The sequence below is a fragment of the Vreelandella sulfidaeris genome, assembly GCF_042429665.1.
GTDB lineage: Bacteria > Pseudomonadota > Gammaproteobacteria > Pseudomonadales > Halomonadaceae > Vreelandella.
On the sequence record NZ_JBHMAC010000016.1, the window covers coordinates 258,771 to 273,838 of the forward strand.

A 15,068-nucleotide genomic window follows, 5' to 3' on the forward strand; every position below is an offset into this window, starting at 1 on the left:
GTACAGTCAGGGGGTTAAAACTCTTCCCACTCTTCGTGGTTATTGCTCATTGCGACAGGACGACGGTCATGCTGCTGGCCGGCCGTGGGGGTAGGTTTAGCCTTCAGCGTAGTCACAGCAGACGGCAGCGTCTGGTGAGAGGCCGCTTGAGCACCGGCGAGCTTAAACACAGCCACTGCCTGCTCTAAGCGATTAGCCTGCTCTTCTAACGAAGCAGCCGCCGCTGAGGCTTGCTGGACCAGGGCAGCATTTTGCTGGGTCACTTGATCCATTTGTCCCACCGCCTGACTGACTTGCTCAATGCCGTCACTTTGCTCTTGGGAGGCAGCAGAAATTTCATCCATGATATCGGTCACTCGGCGTACCGCCGTGACCACATCCGACATGGTCGTACCCGCTTGCTCGACAAGCGTAGAGCCTTGTTGGATTTGGCTCACCGATGCCTCAATAAGGGTTTTGATCTCTTTGGCGGCATCCGCACTGCGGCTAGCCAAATTACGTACTTCACCCGCGACTACCGCAAACCCTCGCCCTTGCTCACCAGCTCGCGCCGCTTCAACCGACGCATTTAGCGCCAAGATATTGGTTTGAAAGGCAATCGAGTCAATCACACCGGTGATGTCGGCGACTTTCTTCGAGCTAGTGGAGATTCCATGCATGGTCTGCACCACTTGCTCGACCACTTGCCCACCGCGTTCCGCCGTGGAAGAGGCATCCGCTGCCAAGGTGCTGGCCTGACGAGCATTGTCGGCATTCTGCTTTACCGTGGCGGTCATTTCTTCCATGCTCGCCGCGGTTTGTTGAATAGACGCGGCCTGCTGCTCAGTGCGCGAAGAGAGATCTGCGTTACCGCTGGCAATTTCACGGGTGCCGTGATGAATCTCGTTACTGCCTTCCCGCACCCGCGTGACGATATTGGTGAGGCTCTGCTGCATCGCGCCCATAGCACCAAATAGTCGGCCAATTTCATTATTGCTCGCGGCCGGCAGCGGGTCCGTCAGGTCGGCTTCTGCTATTGCATCCAGTCGTTGGCTGGCACTTCTTAACGGGACAATCACTGTACGGCGCAGGCCCAGATAGATCACGGCGGTGACCAACAGGGCAAATATCACTATCGCGGCATTAATGAGGTTAAATAGTTCACCCTGAGCTTCCGCCTCATCCTGAATGGTATCAACGCGCTGGAAACCGTAAGTAACGAACGCCGTCATGCTGTTAGCCAAGTTGCTCAATGGCCCCACCAGCTCGACACGCAGGTCGTTGTAGGCGTCTAAATTCTTATTTTGAAATGTGACATACTGCTGCTGAACCAGCCCCATTACCGCTCGGTAATCCTCAATCAAAGCATTTGCTAACGCTTCTCCTTGGGGAGTCCGCGGTGTCGCGGCAAAAAGTTCAAATCGCTCTTCAGCACGCTCGATGCGATTACCGGCAATAGCAACCTGCTCATCCGCTTGCTGGTACTGAAAAGCCAACAAGTAGTTTGAGGCGCTTTCCATCGCCAGCATGGCTTGATTTAACAATGAATCGGCACGGTTGATTTCATTTAGCTGCTTATCACTAATGAGACTCAACGTTGCTATGTTATTTTGCGAACTACGGTCAGCAACATACGCCATGCCTGAGACGATTAGAATCAGAGTGACAAAGCAGACAAGGGCGGCAATTACCGCAGTATGAATACTCAAATTACGTAGTAAACGATTCATTGTTTGTTCCCTTGCGTAAAAAGATTATGTAATTTTTTTATGCTTAACACGTGAACCAGGTGCTTAAGCTAGTTTTTATGATCTGCACTACACACGTTGAGCGCGGCCAGAAGCGGCAATCAACGCCATCATACGGTTAGGAACATCGTCTAAAGCCACTACCTCCACAGCGCCCCCCATCGCAATGGCTTCACGGGGCATACCGAAGACCACACACGTTTGCTCATTCTGGGCAATGGTCTGTGCTCCCGCTTGACGCATTTCCAGCAGCCCTGCCGCACCGTCTTTACCCATGCCGGTCAGGATGACACCCACCGCATTTTTGCCTGCGTGTTGAGCGGCCGAGTGAAACAGCACATCTACCGAAGGGCGATGACGGTTAACCGGCGGACCGTCATCCAACCGTGCGACGTAGTTTGCGCCGCTGCGGGCTAATTTAAGGTGCTGGTCGCCTGGGGCAATGTACGCATGTCCAGGCAGAATTCGCTCCCCGTCGGTTGCTTCTTTCACAGTAATTCTGCATAGCCGGTCTAGCCGCTCGGCAAACGACCGGGTAAATCCACCCGGCATATGCTGGGTTATCAATATTGCTGGCGCGTTGGCGGGCAACGGCTCAAGTACCGCACGAATTGCTTCAGTACCGCCGGTCGATGCGCCAATAATAATGAGCTTTTCACTGGACATTAAGGGCGCTTTCAACGCCTCGGGTGGCGGCGTATTTTTATGCCGTGCCTGCCGGGGCCGAGAGCGTGCGGCAGCGCGCAGCTTTTCGGCAATCTCATTGGCGTACTCCATCATGCCATTGCGAATACCCAGACTTGGCTTGGCGACAAAATCAAGCGCGCCAAGCTCGAGCGCGCGCAGGGTAATTTCCGAGCCGCTTTGCGTTAGCGATGACACCATCAGTACCGGCATGGGACGAAGCCGCATTAAGCGTTCGAGGAAATCCAGCCCGTCCATCCGCGGCATTTCTACATCCAGGGTCAAGACATCCGGATTGTGTTGCTTGATTAAATCTCTGGCGGCGATCGGGTCCGGGGCTACCGCCACGACTTCCATATCGGGCTGTGAATTAATAATTTCCGTTAACAAATCGCGGATTAGGGCCGAATCATCAACACACAGTACTTTGATCTTGGCTGCGCTCAAAGCACGCCTCCTCTTGCTGTAGACGCCTGATGTGTGATTACAACCGCCGGAGCCACCACGCCTGTAGCAATCATAAAGACACGACTATTGTTCATTTTTTAGCCAGGGTATAAACGGTCTGACCACGCAGTTTGAAAGCGTCACTGATATAAGAGAAGTTCTCTGAGTGCCCAGCAAAGAGCAGTCCATCGGGCTTCATCAATGGCGCAAATCGTTTAAGAATTTTTGCCTGTGTATCTTTATCAAAATAAATCATGATGTTTCGACAGAACACCGCATCAAAAAGGCCTTTAATTGGCCATTGCGGCGCCAACAAATTAAGCGGTTGGAATTCCACCAGCGCCGAAACTTCAGGACGAACCCTTGCAAAGCCTGCGTGGTTGCCCGTCCCTTTCTGAAAAAATCGCTTTACCCGCGCCTCATCGAGCTTGCGTACCTGCTCTAAGGGGTAAACGCCTGCTCGCGCCCTGGCTAATGCGTCGGTATCGATATCAGTCGCGATGACCTTGGCCTGTGCCGCTTTGGGGCCCAGTGTTTCCAGTAGCGTCATTGCCAACGAATAGGGTTCCTCGCCTGTTGAGGCAGCCGAACACCAGATCATGACCGGATCCTGTTTGTTCTTTATGTGCTCTGCCAGTAACGGGAAGTGATGCGCCTCACGAAAGAAAGCGGTGAGGTTCGTGGTCAACGCATTGGTAAACGCCTCCCACTCTTTCGCCTCTGGCTGACGTTCGAGGCGAACCAGATAATCGGTAAAGCGTGTCATTCCATGGTGACGTAGCCGCTTTGCTAAACGGCTGTAAACCATCTCTCGCTTATGTTCAGCCAACACAATCCCCGCGCGTTGGTAAATCAACTCGCGAATGCGGGAAAAATCCGCATCGGTCAGGATCAGGTCACGTTCTATCTGATTACTCGACGTCCACTGCCCCGCCTCTGCCACCCCTTCTCGTCGTTCGGTCAAAATTCCTCCCACTCCTCTATTGAGGCTGCTGGCCGTTTAACGGGCGAGTTCAGCGATGGTTTGTTCGTCGGCTGAACAGAAAGTGCACTGGCTGCAGGTGCAGTATGTTTCGCTGCTGTGACCGCTAGCGGGGGGTGCGCCCCTTGCTTATTTAACCGAAATGCTTCTACCGAGAGTGCTAATAAACGTGCCTGCGTCTCTAAGGAGACCGCCGCTCGTGCTGTTTCCTGGACCCGTGCGGCATTGCTCTGAGTACCTTGATCCATTTCGGCGACTGCCTGATTGACCTGGGCAATCCCATGGCTTTGTTCTTCAGAGGCAGCTGAAATCTCGTGCATAATATTTGTCACGCTACGAGCTGCTTCCGCCACTTCGGCGATAGCGGTTTCGGCTTTAGTCACCAATCCCGCGCCCGCGCTCACCTCTCGGTTAGAACCATCAATCAGACCACGAATTTCTTGGGCAGCGCCTGCGCTTCGGCCAGCAAGATTACGTACCTCTTCAGCCACCACCGCAAAGCCACGTCCGTGTTCGCCCGCACGAGCTGCTTCCACAGAGGCATTAAGCGCTAATATGTTCGTCTGGAATGCAATGGAATCGATCACATTGATAATATCGGCCATCTGCTGAGAACTTTGAGTAATCCGCTGCATATTGTCGACCAGCTGCGCCATCAACTCGCCCGTATTGGTAACCTGAGTAGCATTGTTATCGGCTAGGCGTCGGGCTTCTTGAGCGTTTTCGCTGTTTTGTCTTACGGTCGCGGTCATTTCTTCCATGCTGGCGGCCGTTTGTTGCAAAGACGACGCCTGCTGCTCTGTTCGCGACGATAATTCCTCATTGCCGCTCGCAATGTCTTGGGCCGCCGGGGTGACCACATCAATACCGCCTTTTACATCGGCAATGATGCTGCTCAGGCTTTTACGCATCGTGTTAAGCGAGTCCATCAACTGGCCGACTTCGTCGCGCCGCGCAGGGGGAACCTGAGCGGCCAAGTTACCGCCGGCAATTTGCAGCGTAAAACGTGAAGCACTGTTTAAGGGGCGGACAATTGCGCGTAAGGTAAAAAGGCCAATCATCACCAGTAGTAGTAAGCCAATCCCCAGCACCGCGGCCTGAACGGCAAACATCGCGGTTTGCTCTTGCTCTGCATCATTGGCCATCACGTTAGCCATTTGTTGCTTCTGGGCGATCAGTTGGTTAACCATGCCTGCAAGGGTTCGCCCCTCTTCGGTCATGACGCTGATCACCGCCTCCAGGCCGGTAAACGCCTGGTAAGCTTCTTCCGCTTGCAAAACAGCGGCAGCTTGCCCCATGCCGTTTTGCAGAAATGTCTGTAGCCGCTGATCAAACTCGGTGGCTAGCTCGGTATCATTGACGGGACGAGCGTAGTACGCCTGCCATAGCGCAGCGACCGCGGCGGCACTCTCGTCGATGCTCGCTCCCATTTCAAAGCGTTGTTCCATCAACTCCATGCGTTCCGGCTCAATCATCGCTTGGCGGGTTTGGGCAATATTCTGATCAATTTGCTGTAAGCGAATAACGTCGCGCAAACCATCATTATAGAGTTGTCCAAGACGTTCCCCGGAGGTGTTTAAGCCATACAACCCTACGCCACCGCTAATTAAGAGCAGTACACCTGCGACCACAATCATGCCCACCAACTTGGCACGAATAGTATCAAAGCGTATGCCACCCAATCGCCTGAACACCCCTTTTTGGCGTAACCGGCCTTTATCCAAATAGAGGTGCTTATTACGTCCTTCACGTAGACCTGCGTAGGCCCGCTCAGCCTGTTCAATGGCTTGCCGGGACGCTTGAATGCGCACCGAGGTGTAACCCACCACCTGTTCATCTTCGATAATGGGCGTAACGTTGGCATCCACCCAATAATGGTCGCCATTTTTACAGCGGTTTTTAACCAGCCCCCGCCACGTCTCCCCCGCTTTAACCGTTTGCCATAGGTTTTCAAAGGCAGCCGGTGGCATATCAGGATGACGGATCAGATTATGCGGTGCCCCCATCAGCTCTGCGTGTTCAAAACCGCTAATATCGATAAACGAGGGGTTTGCATAGGTAATCCGCCCTTGTGTATCAGTACGAGAGACGAGGAAGTCATCTGGTTTTAATTCAACTTCACGCTGAGAGACAGGCTGGTTATTTCGCATGACACACCTTTGTTAGTATTTTTTTATTTTGTAAAAACGAGTCTGACTAACCAGACAGCTTAAAACGATGCCCACTCTTCAGTTTGATCCACCGGTTGTTTTTCAACGCGAGAAGGCTTGGAAACGGCTGAAGGTAAGGCAACAGAGGAAGGGGAAGAAGGTCTACGTTGAGGTGATGCCTCTACAATACGGAAGCGCTCCACTGCTTCGCGCAAGCGAGCCGCCTCGCTTTCAAGTTCATTGGCACTGCGTGCGGCCTGCTGTACCAACTGGGCATTTTGCTGCACGACCTGATCCATTTGCGCCACGGCCTGGTTGACTTGGCTAATGCCACTGCTTTGTTCTGCAGACGCCGCCGCGATGTCATCCATAATATCGCTGACGCGCTGCACGGCGGCCACTAAATCCTGCATGGTTTGACCGGCTTGATTAACCCGCTGAGTGCCGGTGTCGACTTTATTGAGCGAGGCATCAATCAATGTGCGAATCTCTTTTGCCGCGGAGGCACTGCGACTGGCCAGGCTACGTACTTCCTGAGCCACCACGGCGAACCCTTTGCCATGCTCGCCAGCACGAGCAGCTTCCACCGAGGCATTCAACGCTAAGATATTGGTCTGGAAAGCAATATTATCGATAACGGTGACAATATCGGCCACCTGATGGGAGCTTGCACTAATATCCTGCATGGTATTAACGATCTCGCCGACTTCTTCACCACTGCGACGTGCTGTCTGAGTAGCGCTACCCGCTAGTTGGCTGGCCTGACGAGCGTTTTCAGCATTGTGACTCACCGTGGAGGCCAATTGCTCCATGCTGGAGGCCGTCTCTTCCAATGAAGAGGACTGCTGTTCCGTCCGCGAAGAGAGATCATTATTGCCACTGGCAATATGTTGGGAGCGTTCATAAATCGACGTGCCGCTGGTCCGCACAGTACCCACCGTATGGGAAAGCGCATGTTGCATATGTCCCATGGCACTATAGAGACGGCCTATTTCATTATTACCAGGAGAGGTGATCGTTTGGCTCAAATCACCTTGCGCCATGCGCTCAAAATGGCCTACCAAGCGATCTAGCGGACGCAGTACATTGGCCGTTACCCCCCAGATAACCACGATCACCGTGGCGACGGTCATGGCCACAATACCGAGTAAAGCCCAGCGAATAGTCGCGGCAAAATCATCAAACGCGGCTTGCTGGGCCTGAATATCATTAAAGGCCTGCACAATGGACGCTCCATGGTGCAACGCATACAGACCAATACCGCAGGCAATTAACACCAACACTGACAACGTCGCCAGCACTAATCCCCAACTGAGGCGTACCGTCATATTATTCATTAATTGCCGCATTTGCTGTGTCACAGCCGTATTCTCCGCGCACGTCTAATACTCGCAGGCACTGTCCGTAGCGCGAGAATGTATCGTAAGGTAGAACGAACACGGCACCTCCGTGTGCCGTTGTTAAGCCAGCTTAACGATTGCTGGTACTGTCAACTAACGCCATTTCTTCGCTGGTCAGTAGCTTGTCGATATCGACCAGCACCAGCATACGATCATCCAGGCTGCCTAGACCGCTAAGGAAGTCAGACGAGAGCGTGACACCAAATTCAGGCGCGGGCTTAATCTGATCGGGCGTTAATGTCATCACATCAGAAACGCCGTCAACAACAATGCCAACTACCCGGTCTGCGACATTGACGACGATAACGACGGTTTGACCACCGTACTCAACGTTTTCGAGATGAAACTTAATACGTAGATCAACGATCGGTACGATCACACCGCGCAGGTTGGTGACCCCCTTGATAAAGTCAGGTGCGTTAGCAATCCGCGTTACATTTTCGTAGCCCCGGATTTCCTGAACTTTTAAAATATCAATGGCGTACTCTTCATCACCTAATGAGAACACTAAGAATTCGCGACTTTCAGCTTCTGCGGCTAATACCGCCCCACTGTTGGCTTGACTCATGACGGCTCAGCCTCCTTGAAGAATGTTAGGTTTTGATTGTTCACTACTTTTTTGCCTGCTTCTTTTTTATACCGGCTCAATCGGTGCAAACCGCTTATGTCGAGAATTAACGCAACGCTACCATCACCAAGGATCGTCGCCGCCGAGATTCCCGGCACTTTGCGATAATTGTCTTCCAGGTTCTTGACCACCACCTGTTGCTGACCAATCAATTCATCTACCAGCATGGCGTAGCGGCGTCCTTCCCCTTGCACAATCACCGCAATACTTTTGGTCGGGTCGGTGATCGCGTTGGCCACGTCCAGCACTTCGTGGATCGCGATAACCGGTAGGTATTCGTCGCGAACCTTGATGACCACGTCGTCACCCGCCATGGCGTACATATCGTCTTTCGAGGGTTGTAGCGACTCAAGCACGGTTGATAGCGGGAGAATAAAGGTCTCACCGCCGACCTTAATGGACATACCGTCCAAAATGGCCAAGGTAAGCGGTAATACGATACGGGTATTGGTGCCTTCGCCGAGCTTCGACTGAATTTCAACACGCCCGCCCATGCTCTGAATGTTTCGCTTCACCACATCCATGCCCACGCCACGACCGGATACGTCCGTAACTTCTTTGGCGGTTGAGAAACCGGGAGCAAAAATGAGCTGAAACACGTCTTCATCAGACATGGTGTCAGAGACGTTCATGCCGTTTTCACGCGCTTTGGCGAGCAGGCGATCGCGATCCATCCCCGCGCCATCATCGCGCACTTCGATCAGAATATTGCCGCCTTGATGACGCGCCGATAGCGTTAATTTCCCGATACGTGGCTTGCCAATGGCTTCGCGCACATCGGGCATCTCTACACCGTGATCAAGGCTGTTACGCACCAGGTGGGTTAATGGATCGGTGATCCGCTCAACCAGGCTTTTATCTAATTCGGTCGACTTGCCTTCGGTAATGAGCTCAATTTCTTTGCCCAATTTACCGGCGGTATCGCGCACGACGCGGGGGAAGCGGCTAAATACAAATTCCATGGGTATCATACGAATCGACATGACCGCTTCTTGAAGGTCACGTGCATTTCGCTGCAACAGACTCATGCCATTTTGCAATGAACTATTGCCAACTGACTGATCCTCTAAATCACTTACCGTTTGATCAAGCATCGATTGAGTGATGATTAGCTCACCCACCAAATTAATAATCTGATCGACTTTGTCTACCGACACCCGAATGGAGGATGATTCAGCGGCCGCTTTCTTGGGCTTTTCTTTACTGTCGACCTTTGCTGCTTTAGCTTCTGGTGCGGGCTTTTTCGCCGCCGTCGCCGGGGCGGGCGCTGGCGCAGAGGGGACAGCCTCAGCGGTGGCGGGAGCAGCGCCAGCAGTAACAGTGATCGAGATTTGCTCAGGCTCGATAATAAAGCACATCACAGCTTCAATATCGTCAGCGCTAACGCTGCTACTTAGAACTACCTCATAGCGCTTGCTATCGCCGGACTGGGATTGAACCTCGCCAAGCTGTTCTAACTCTTCCACCAGCAAGATGCGGTCTTTTTCATCCACGTTAAGCAGTGCCACTAACAGATGACCACCGGCTACTGATTCAGCTGCCGTATCTTCGGAACGTTCGCTGTCTGCCGCACTTGGCGCTGGCGGGGCTTTGGCCTGAGTAGCGGGCGTAGCCGGCCCGTCTAGTTGTTGACCAATTTCCTCTAGCGCAATCTGTTGCAGCGTCTGGCAAATACGCTCAAAAGCTTCCTGGTTTGGCTCCTCTTCGCTGCGGTAGGCATCGAGTTGCTCGTGCATGATGTCTTTAGCCTCTAAAAAGGTGTCTACGAGATCGGCTCGCAGCGTCAGTTCGCCCTTACGTGCATAATCAAGAAGGTTTTCTAATATATGCGTGGTTTGCTGCAGTACGGTAAACCCAAAGGTACCCGCTCCCCCTTTGATGGAGTGGGCGGCACGGAAAATAGCGTTGAGCTGCTCGCTATCGGGATCATCAACATCGAGTTCCAATAGATGCTGTTCCATATCCGACAGCAGCTCTTCCGCCTCTTCAAAAAAGGTGTCAAAAAAATCCGCTATATCCATACACCGCTCCACCTTAACGTCGTATTTTATGACTAGCTCAGATCACTCGGGGTCTTGCGACTGAGGCTCGTCTTGTTGTGTTGATTCTATTAGCGCTTCGGCTGTCGCTTCCGGCAATACACGGTCCGACTCCATAATTGTGGGAGAACGAATCGCTTCCGCAATCTCAGGCAAAAGCACCACCAGCTCTATACGTCGATTAATCGGGTCGGATGAGTCAGTCTCTGGCAACAGTACCCGGTCTGCAAAGCCAGAGACGCGTAACAGTTGATCTGGGTCAAACCCGCCGGCAATAAGTTCACGACGCGAGGCATTCGCACGATCAGCCGACAGCTCCCAGTTGCTATAACCGCGGTAACCACCCGCATAGGGAACGCTATCGGTATGACCGCTAATACTTAGTTCATTGGGAAGCTCGTTAAGCAGCGGAGCAATAGTGCGTAACAAACTACGCATATAAGGCGCTACCTGATCACTACCCAGTTCAAACATGGGCCGTTGGTCCGTATCTAACAGCTGAATACGAAGCCCTTCACGGGTTAAGTCAAACCGCATTTGGTTGCGCATCTGACGTAACTCAGGATCGCGCTCAATCGCACGCTCGATACGTTGCTGAACATTTCTTAACCTACGTTGATCTTCAGAGCTTGGCCGAGTGCGCTGCAAGGTATCGATGCGCGCTCGCTCCCCATCACTATGCGTGGGGTCAGGCCCACCGCCTGGGATGACACTAGTACTGCCCGAGCGATCCCCTCCCGTCATAGCAGTTACGAGAGGGGTGCTGAAGTACTCGGCCACGCCTCTGCGCGTCTCTTCACTGGACACACTTAACAGCCATAGCACTAGGAAAAAGGCCATTAAAGCGGTCATAAAATCCGCTAAGGCAATTTTCCAAGCCCCACCATGGTGGGCGTGAACGACCTTTTTGCGCCGAATAACAATCGGACGCTTGTCACCGCCCTTACTCATGCGCTACCGGCCTTTTTTGCATCCCTCACGTACTCTTCAAGCTCTGTAAAGGTGGGACGCTCAGCAGCAAACAGTGCTTTGCGGCCGAACTCAACAGCCAACTGTGGTGCGTAACCATGCAAGCTGGCGAGTAGCGTTATGCGGATACATTGCAGCATCTTTTCAGCTTCTTTAGCCTGCCTGTCGATATAGCTGGCGAGCGGGCTAATAAACCCATAGCCCAGCAAGATACCCAAAAACGTCCCCACCAACGCTTGCCCGATCATAATGCCCATCTGGGCGGGTGTGGCATCGGCATAGGTGAGTGTTTTAACTACGCCCATGACCGCCGCGACAATACCAAAGGCAGGCATGGCATCGCCCACTTTAGAGATGGCATCAATAGGAATATGGGCCTCTTGCTCAAAGACCTCGATCTCGTGCAGCATCAGCTCGTCGATTTCCATCGGCTCCATACCGCCACTGACCATCAAGCGCAGGTAATCCGTCAAAAAATTCATAATATGAGGATCAGCCAATACCGTAGGATGCTCCTGGAAAAGAGGGCTTTCTTGAGGATTATCAATATCTCGCTCGATACCTAACATGCCTTCACGACGAATTTTGGTCAGTAGCTTGAACTGCAGCGCCATTAGTTCCATATAGAGCGCTTTATTATATTTTTTGGCCCGCTTGAGCCTGGGTAAGATTTTAAACGTCGCCTTGATCGCCTTACCGTTATTGGCAGCAATGAACGCGCCAACACCTGCGCCCCCAATGATGAGCAGCTCCAGCGGTTGATAGAGAGGGCCTAATTTGCCGCCTGCCAACACATAGCCACCAAACACAGACAGCAGTACGATTACATAGCCTAGAGGTATCAGCACAAGCAGGATCCTTGCGATATTCAGTATTAATTAAGGGAACCAACGCTTAATCATCTGATCTGACGAATAAGAAACGGTCCATGCCAAGAACAACCTAGCGTAATACTACTAGGTTAAAGCGCTCGCTTAACGAAAAAGTACCAGCGGATTTGGCGGCTATCTAAGCCAATTCCCTCATCATTTAATGCCAAACACTTACTACTGTGCTTTATACCCTAGTTTCAATCCCACGTAGCGTTGCTGATGAGATTGTTACATTTTTTCACTATTATCCTGCTGCACCTTACGTGTTTTGCCCGCACGCGAAGGTGGCTGACATATACCGCAAACATAGTGGTTCGTTGGGCTGTGAGCATGGGCAACGAACTGACCGTTACAGCGGTTACACTTATTCAACTGAAGCAAATCGCTTTCAAAAAACCGCACTAGCGTCCAGGCACGTGTCAGCCCCAGTACAGGTTCTACATTTTCCAGCAGCATTTGCTCGTCATAGAGACGGTAGGCTTTGACAAAGGCATCAATTCGCTCACAGCCGCCTATCTTCTTCAAACTGATATAAATGTTATAAAAAAGTGACGAATGAACATTAGGTAGCCAGGTAATAAACCAATCGGTAGAGAAGGGCAGCATACCTTTAGGCGGCGACATGCCGCGCACTTCTTTATACAGTTTGATTAACCGCGTGCGGCTTAACTCCGTCTCCGTTTCCAGCACCTGTAAACGTGCGCCTAGCTCAATCAATTCGATGGCCAGCTGCACTTGGTGCATCTCATCAACCAAGCTTTTCTGGTTCACATTTTGCCTCCTGGCGGCATCGACTCAAACGTTTCACTAGCCAATAACAGCGATGCATGTAGTCCAGCTAACCCTTGGTCACGAGGATTATCGGTTAGTTGCCGAAGGTGCTCAGCGCTGGTTTGGCTAAACCGGCACAGCAGCTGGTTGGTCCGTGCCAGTTTCGTCAATTGACGAGCATTCAGTGACACAAGCAGCTCGGCAACATCGTTACCTATTTTTAAGCGAAACATGGCGGCCTCTCGATCTTCATGGAGCAAGCGTTGGGCCAACAGTAAATAAGCTAAGTTTATTTCTTGAATTTCATCGATAAAATTGGATTGACTCATAATGTCCCATTAAATGACCTTGGCGCTTTATTGTGTCCTTTATACTGGCGCCATAATGACTTTTTATTACCAGTCCTCATGGTTGCATATAAAGTCTGCAATTGGCTACTCAGGCATTTCACGATGACTTAGCCCTTCATCTGACAGTTCAAACACCCACACCAGGAGTTCTGCAACAATTTGGTAAAGGCCCGGCGGAATCTCCGCGTCTAAGTCGAGCTGCATTAAAAGTGCTACCAGCTCGGGAGCATCGTGCACATATATGCCTTGGCGTTGAGCTTCTGCCATAATGCGCTCAGCTAGATCACCATACCCCTTAGCTACTACCCGGGGTGCACGGTCATTGTCTTGATAAGCCAGCGCCACGGCTTGACGACGGCGCTCGTCAGGCGATGCCAACGTCACTTTCCATGTCAATATAGCGTGAGCGAAGCTGCACTTTTTGCAAATCCAAGGCGCTTAAGCGTTTTTCTAACGCAGGCAGCCCCGCGTCAATCCTTTGCTGTGTCTGCAGGCTGTCGGTAGTGAAATCGATACTTAGCGTTTGCCGGTAGAGCCACAGCGATGCATTGAATGCGCCTAGATTTGGCACCTCCAACCGCATATCTGACCGCCACCCACCCTCAGGCTCGCCCTGTTGCTTGCCTTCTTGCTCTTTCTCGCGAGCAGGCAAATTGACCACTAACGCCATAAAAATACCTGCCCAAACGTCGCCCTCCCAGCGAATCGTTGGCGACACCAGCATCTCGAGCTGCTGACGCACTAAACTTTGCAGGCTTTCGTGTACGACCTCCCGAGCCGGGCGATGGTGCATCAGTTCAGCCATTTCCCTCAGCTCTGCTTTTGCTTGATTAACCTCACGTCCTTCCGCAACTGCAGCGGTGGAGGCAGGGGAAGTAGTCGCAGGAGTAATGCTCGGAGAGGCGGGCGCTCCGTTAGCGCTGGCAGGCGAGGCGACACCCGACGCGACGCCCGGTCGCCCCTGCCCTTTTTCATTAGTAACGGGCACTAACGGGAGGTTAGGCAGGATAACCATTCCCGCTTGACCACCACCTTGAGCGGCTGACGGAGCCAGAGGCGTTAGACCCGCCAGGGTCTGCGCCCCTGTCATACCGGTAGGCAACAGTGGGGCTAGTGGCCGTGGTCCAGCCTGCATTTGAGGCTCTTTAAATAGCTGCTGGCGAGCCCCCTCACCCTGAAACCAACGTTTCAAATGCGACTCATAAAACAGCCCACTGTCGCGAATGCTCGCCTCCAAACGAGTGGCAACAACATTGGCGCTAGGCATTTCTTGACTGGTAAGCAGGGGGGCTTCAGGTCGCATTACGGAAGGGGGCGCAGGAAAACGCATCAGCACATCGGCAATCGTTCGTGCAGCCGGACTAAAGTGTGTTTGTGTTGACCCTGGTGCTTGAGGTTGGCTTTCACCCCGTGGCTGAGCTCGCCCTCCATCAAGCGGAAGAGGCAAACGCTTTAGATCACTTAGGGGTGAGGATGCACGGCCATCCAAACTAGCATCACGCATCAGGGCTCGGGGCCCTTCGCCAGGTGAAACAGGCTTCACCGGCGCATCCAACGCCCGCTGTAACGACACCTCGCCTTGACGCCCCAGCACTTGATGCATGAGCGTATCAATAAGAGGCGTAATACCGCTCACGACGACCTCGTGGCATCGGCATCATCTTTAACATAAATTGCTGAAGCGCCCTGCTGGGGTGTATACGCGCGGTTCAAGTCTCGCTGACGTTGTGATACCCCAATAAGCTTACCCAGCTCATCTCGACGCGCGACCAAGCGACGGCGAATATCTACATCATGCTCAAGAATACGCTCAAGCAGTTCTGCCTTACGCTGCTGGGAAGCAGCATCAAGCATGATGGTGGCATCCAAATCACGCAGCTGCTCCACCAAAATGACATAGTGGGTACGCTGGTCAATGAGTTCTGCCCATTGCTCAGCATTGGCCAATTCGTGCATGTGCTCAACACGGCTCAATAACGCTTCATAGCTAGTGAGCACGGCCTGTTGAGATGCTTTATTTCCAGCGGAAGTAGAAGCTGACATTATTGC

At 52.5% G+C, this 15,068-nt stretch carries 14 protein-coding genes; all 14 read right to left on the bottom strand.

Annotated elements, in window-relative coordinates:
• Positions 1 to 14 precede the first annotated feature (14 nt).
• The 14 genes from ACFFLD_RS19810 to fliT all read right to left on the bottom strand — a co-directional run bounded on the left by ACFFLD_RS19810 (position 15) and on the right by fliT (position 15,062).
• The gene (locus ACFFLD_RS19810; RefSeq protein WP_386043322.1) at positions 15 to 1,709 is read right to left on the bottom strand and encodes a methyl-accepting chemotaxis protein; all 1,695 of its coding nucleotides are present in this window, start codon (positions 1,707 to 1,709) and stop codon (positions 15 to 17) included.
• 87 nt (positions 1,710 to 1,796) lie between these two features.
• Positions 1,797 to 2,858 carry a protein-glutamate methylesterase/protein-glutamine glutaminase gene (locus ACFFLD_RS19815; protein ID WP_386043324.1) on the bottom strand — a complete coding sequence of 354 codons (1,062 nt, stop codon included), beginning with the start codon at positions 2,856 to 2,858 and terminating at the stop codon, positions 1,797 to 1,799.
• A gap of 91 nt (positions 2,859 to 2,949) precedes the next feature.
• On the bottom strand, positions 2,950 to 3,822 hold the full coding sequence (locus ACFFLD_RS19820; RefSeq protein ID WP_386043326.1) for a CheR family methyltransferase: 873 nt from the start codon (positions 3,820 to 3,822) through the stop codon (positions 2,950 to 2,952).
• Complete coding sequence (locus ACFFLD_RS19825; RefSeq protein ID WP_386043328.1) at positions 3,819 to 5,990, bottom strand: methyl-accepting chemotaxis protein; 2,172 nt, start codon at positions 5,988 to 5,990, stop codon at positions 3,819 to 3,821. Before ACFFLD_RS19825 ends, ACFFLD_RS19820 begins: the two co-directional genes overlap by 4 nt.
• Before the next feature lie 59 nt (positions 5,991 to 6,049).
• Positions 6,050 to 7,327, bottom strand: coding sequence for a methyl-accepting chemotaxis protein (locus tag ACFFLD_RS19830; RefSeq protein WP_386043330.1), 1,278 nt, complete (start codon positions 7,325 to 7,327; stop codon positions 6,050 to 6,052).
• Between the two features lie 133 nt (positions 7,328 to 7,460).
• Positions 7,461 to 7,958 (bottom strand): chemotaxis protein CheW, encoded by a 498-nt coding sequence (gene cheW / locus ACFFLD_RS19835; RefSeq protein WP_386043332.1) that lies wholly within the window; start codon positions 7,956 to 7,958, stop codon positions 7,461 to 7,463.
• The gene (gene cheA, locus ACFFLD_RS19840; RefSeq protein WP_386043334.1) at positions 7,955 to 10,039 is read right to left on the bottom strand and encodes a chemotaxis protein CheA; all 2,085 of its coding nucleotides are present in this window, start codon (positions 10,037 to 10,039) and stop codon (positions 7,955 to 7,957) included. Before cheA ends, cheW begins: the two co-directional genes overlap by 4 nt.
• Positions 10,040 to 10,081: 42 nt before the next feature.
• On the bottom strand, positions 10,082 to 11,008 hold the full coding sequence (motB, locus tag ACFFLD_RS19845) for a flagellar motor protein MotB (RefSeq protein WP_386043336.1): 927 nt from the start codon (positions 11,006 to 11,008) through the stop codon (positions 10,082 to 10,084).
• Positions 11,005 to 11,874, bottom strand: a complete 870-nt coding sequence (gene motA, locus ACFFLD_RS19850) for a flagellar motor stator protein MotA (protein ID WP_386043338.1) — start codon at positions 11,872 to 11,874, stop codon at positions 11,005 to 11,007. The genes motB and motA overlap by 4 nt, the downstream gene beginning before the upstream one ends.
• Before the next feature lie 252 nt (positions 11,875 to 12,126).
• Positions 12,127 to 12,669: a flagellar transcriptional regulator FlhC gene (flhC, locus tag ACFFLD_RS19855; protein WP_386043340.1), complete on the bottom strand. Its 543-nt coding sequence runs from the start codon at positions 12,667 to 12,669 to the stop codon at positions 12,127 to 12,129.
• On the bottom strand, positions 12,666 to 12,998 hold the full coding sequence (gene flhD, locus ACFFLD_RS19860) for a flagellar transcriptional regulator FlhD (protein WP_386043342.1): 333 nt from the start codon (positions 12,996 to 12,998) through the stop codon (positions 12,666 to 12,668). The genes flhC and flhD overlap by 4 nt, the downstream gene beginning before the upstream one ends.
• A gap of 105 nt (positions 12,999 to 13,103) precedes the next feature.
• Positions 13,104 to 13,397 (bottom strand): EscU/YscU/HrcU family type III secretion system export apparatus switch protein, encoded by a 294-nt coding sequence (locus ACFFLD_RS19865; protein ID WP_386043344.1) that lies wholly within the window; start codon positions 13,395 to 13,397, stop codon positions 13,104 to 13,106.
• Positions 13,384 to 14,655: a flagellar hook-length control protein FliK gene (gene fliK / locus ACFFLD_RS19870; RefSeq protein ID WP_386043346.1), complete on the bottom strand. Its 1,272-nt coding sequence runs from the start codon at positions 14,653 to 14,655 to the stop codon at positions 13,384 to 13,386. The genes ACFFLD_RS19865 and fliK overlap by 14 nt, the downstream gene beginning before the upstream one ends.
• Positions 14,652 to 15,062: a flagellar protein FliT gene (gene fliT / locus ACFFLD_RS19875; RefSeq protein ID WP_386043348.1), complete on the bottom strand. Its 411-nt coding sequence runs from the start codon at positions 15,060 to 15,062 to the stop codon at positions 14,652 to 14,654. The genes fliK and fliT overlap by 4 nt, the downstream gene beginning before the upstream one ends.
• Positions 15,063 to 15,068 lie beyond the last annotated feature (6 nt).

Coding starts and splice junctions, on each gene's coding strand:
- cheA (WP_386043334.1), bottom strand. CDS start 10,039: ATGGATATAGCGGATTTTTTTGACACCTTTTTTGAAGAGGCGGAAGAG.
- ACFFLD_RS19825 (WP_386043328.1), bottom strand. CDS start 5,990: ATGCGAAATAACCAGCCTGTCTCTCAGCGTGAAGTTGAATTAAAACCA.
- flhD (WP_386043342.1), bottom strand. CDS start 12,998: ATGAGTCAATCCAATTTTATCGATGAAATTCAAGAAATAAACTTAGCT.
- ACFFLD_RS19810 (WP_386043322.1), bottom strand. CDS start 1,709: ATGAATCGTTTACTACGTAATTTGAGTATTCATACTGCGGTAATTGCC.
- ACFFLD_RS19830 (WP_386043330.1), bottom strand. CDS start 7,327: ATGAATAATATGACGGTACGCCTCAGTTGGGGATTAGTGCTGGCGACG.
- cheW (WP_386043332.1), bottom strand. CDS start 7,958: ATGAGTCAAGCCAACAGTGGGGCGGTATTAGCCGCAGAAGCTGAAAGT.
- motB (WP_386043336.1), bottom strand. CDS start 11,008: ATGAGTAAGGGCGGTGACAAGCGTCCGATTGTTATTCGGCGCAAAAAG.
- fliT (WP_386043348.1), bottom strand. CDS start 15,062: ATGTCAGCTTCTACTTCCGCTGGAAATAAAGCATCTCAACAGGCCGTG.